This is a genomic window from Mesorhizobium sp. M7A.F.Ca.CA.003.01.2.1, from assembly GCF_003998945.1.
Taxonomy (GTDB): domain Bacteria; phylum Pseudomonadota; class Alphaproteobacteria; order Rhizobiales; family Rhizobiaceae; genus Mesorhizobium; species Mesorhizobium ciceri.
On sequence record NZ_RZRA01000770.1, the window covers coordinates 1 to 2,832 of the forward strand.

Annotated in this window: 4 protein-coding genes; all 4 read left to right on the forward strand. The window is 62.4% G+C overall.

From position 1 onward, the window contains the following. Positions 1-113 precede the first annotated feature (113 nt). Entirely contained in the window at positions 114-599 is a 486-nt protein-coding gene (gene dut / locus EN969_RS25225; protein WP_013528045.1) for a dUTP diphosphatase, read from the forward strand. Next, positions 599-1,261, forward strand: a complete 663-nt coding sequence (locus EN969_RS25230) for an HAD family phosphatase (protein WP_063169909.1) — start codon at positions 599-601, stop codon at positions 1,259-1,261. Before dut ends, EN969_RS25230 begins: the two co-directional genes overlap by 1 nt. A 69-nt stretch (positions 1,262-1,330) precedes the next feature. Beyond that, the gene (locus tag EN969_RS25235; protein ID WP_013528047.1) at positions 1,331-2,185 is read left to right on the forward strand and encodes a hypothetical protein; all 855 of its coding nucleotides are present in this window, start codon (positions 1,331-1,333) and stop codon (positions 2,183-2,185) included. Between the two features lie 79 nt (positions 2,186-2,264). After that, positions 2,265-2,832: isocitrate lyase/phosphoenolpyruvate mutase family protein (locus tag EN969_RS25240; RefSeq protein ID WP_127419489.1), on the forward strand; the 568-nt coding region annotated here is incomplete at its 3' end.

The window sequence follows — 2,832 nt, forward strand, 5'->3', positions numbered from 1 at the left end:
GCCTGACCTGAATCTCAACACACCTCAGGCCATACTGATGCCTGAAAGAAAGCCGTTGATAGGCTTGCGGGCGAGTTGACCGAATCGCCGTTCGCGCCGATAGGATCGATTTTATGCGCGCAGCCCTTCAAACTCCCTCCGTCATCGGTCCGACCGTCGGCTTCGTCAGGTTGCCGCATGCTGAAGGACTTCCCCTTCCTGCTTATGAAAGCACCGGTGCTGCCGGCATGGATCTGCGCGCCGCGGTGCCGGACGACCGGCCGCTGCTGATCCTGCCCGGAAAACGCGCTCTGGTGCCGACCGGGCTGATCCTGGAAATTCCCGAAGGCATGGAAGGCCAGGTGCGGCCGCGCTCGGGCCTTGCCTTCAAGCATGGGCTGACCGTCCTCAACACGCCCGGCACCATCGACAGCGACTATCGCGGCGAGGTGAAGGTCCTGCTGATCAATCTCGGCGATGAGGACTTTGCCGTGACGCGCGGCATGCGCATCGCCCAGATCGTTTTTGCCGCGGTGACGCAAGCCGCCGTGGAAGAGCGCAACCTGGCCGGCGGCACGGCGCGCGGCGCGGGCGGGTTCGGATCGACCGGCACCGCCTGATGCCTGAACTGCCTAAACTTGTCATCTTCGACTGCGACGGGATCCTGGTCGATACGGAGAACCTGGCCAATCGGCGCCTTGCCGAATGGCTGACCGCTGCCGGCTATCCGACAAGCTTCAAATATTGCCGCAAGAATTTCTCCGGCCGCAGCATGGCGTCGGTGCAGAAAGAGATCGAAGAAAAGACCAGCGTCAGGCTTGGCGCCGATTTTGTCGATCGCTGGAACGCCGGCCTGCCAGACCTGTTCGCCCACGGCGTCGAAGCAATCCCTTATGTCCGCGAATTCGTCGAGGCCGTGCGGTCAGCCGGGATCGCCTATTGCGTCGCCACCTCGGCCCGGGTGTCGAAGATGCACATCACACTTGGCCAGACCGGGCTGTTGCCGCTGTTCGAACACGCGATGTTTTCCTCGACGATGGTCGCGCGCGGCAAGCCGTTTCCGGACCTGTTCCTGCATGCTGCGAAAACCGTGGGCTTTGCACCTGCCGACTGCATCGTCATCGAGGACAGCGTCGCTGGCACGCAGGCCGGCATCGCGGCCGGCATGCGGGTGTTTTCCTATCACGCCGATCCCTATTCCGACCGCGACGGCCTTATCCAGGCCGGCGGCATCCTGTTCGACGACATGCGCGAACTGGCCGGGCTGGTGCCGATCCACTGAGCTGGCTGACGGACTGGACGGGTTGGGAGGCTGTGCTACGTTCCGCGCGCCCGACACCCTGAGGCGACCATGCCGACGAACCTGCTTCGCTTCATCCTCGCCGTGATGCTGCTGCCATTGCTGTGGACCGCAGCCGGCGCGCAAGACGCCAGCCTTCCGGAGCTCGGCAGCCCACTGCCCGGCCAAAAAGACATCACCTATCTCGACCTCGCCAGGATGATCATTCCAGACCTCGCCGCCGACAAGAATGGCTTTTACAGGGGCGGGCTGCCGATCGCTATGCGCCATATCGAGGGACCCGACAGCGGCGGCTCGCCGCCCGAAACCTCAGGCTTTTCCAATGCCTCCGTGCTTGCCATCAAGGCGGGAGGCAAGGACCGCCTGACCATGCTGTTCGATCTCGGCGATTCCTCAGACAGCGCAGAAGGCTATGCGGTGCTAGCGCTCTACGACATTACGGGCAAACCAAGGCTGCTCGACGCCGCCAATGTCGCCCTCGACCGCAGCACCTATTTCCGCGAACCCGGCAAGCTCGGCATCGGCGCCAATGATGATATCCTCATGATCGAGAGTTCGCATTCCAATTCAAACCAGAACTATATGATCGTCCCGCTGATTATGGTCGCCAGGGACAAGTTGAAGCTGATCGACATCATCTATTTGTTCGACGAGCACGTGTGTGCCTATAGCCGGACGCAGGACGTTGCCTTTAAAGCCATCGCAGAGGGCCGACGCCATGCGGCGATCAAGGTAACGGTGACCGATGCCACCGTCGTGAACGACGAAAGCTGCGATGACCAGCCGCCCAAACCTGAATCTCACGACATCTCCGTCACCTATCATTGGGACAAGACAACGTCGCACTACGCCAAGGATTCCGACGCGCTGAACAATTTGGCAGGAGAGAACGCCAAACGCTTCTGAACCAACCGCATTCGTTTGCCCGGCCAGATGGAGCAGGATAAAATCCGCTCGGCCACACCGCATATGATGGGGAACTACCATGGACAAGGGCAAGATCTTTCGCGACCTGCATGCCTCGACCTTCGTCGTGCCCAATCCCTGGGATATCGGCACGACCAAGCTGCTCGGCTCGTTCGGCTTCACGGCGCTGGCGACGACCAGCGCCGGCTTTGCCTTTTCGCGCGGCCTGCCGGACGGCGCGGTGACCTTCGACCAGATGATCCACCATTGCCGCGAAGTGACCGCGGCGACCAGCCTGCCGGTCTCGGCCGACCTCGAGAAAGGCAAGGGCGACAGCGCCGAGCAGGCCGCCGAAACCATCTTCGCGGCGGAAGCTGCCGGCCTTGCCGGCTGCTCGATCGAAGACCACACCGGCGATCCGGACAAGCCGATCTATGATTTTGCGCACGCCGTCGAACGCGTTGCGGCGGCCGTGGAAGCGGCGCGGGCCCTGAAACGCGATTTCGTCTTCACTGCGCGGGCCGAGAACTTCCTCTGGGGCAAGTCCGACCTCGACGACACGATCAAGCGGCTGCAGGCGTTCGAGAAGGCCGGCGCCGACGTACTCTATGCGCCAGGCATCGGCAACGTCGAGATGATCCGCACGC

What these genes read in the sequence shown, in the direction of transcription:
- dut (WP_013528045.1), top strand. Translation starts at nt 114, where the DNA reads ATGCGCGCAGCCCTTCAAACTCCCTCCGTCATCGGTCCGACCGTCGGC.
- EN969_RS25230 (WP_063169909.1), top strand. Translation starts at nt 599, where the DNA reads ATGCCTGAACTGCCTAAACTTGTCATCTTCGACTGCGACGGGATCCTG.
- EN969_RS25235 (WP_013528047.1), top strand. Translation starts at nt 1,331, where the DNA reads ATGCCGACGAACCTGCTTCGCTTCATCCTCGCCGTGATGCTGCTGCCA.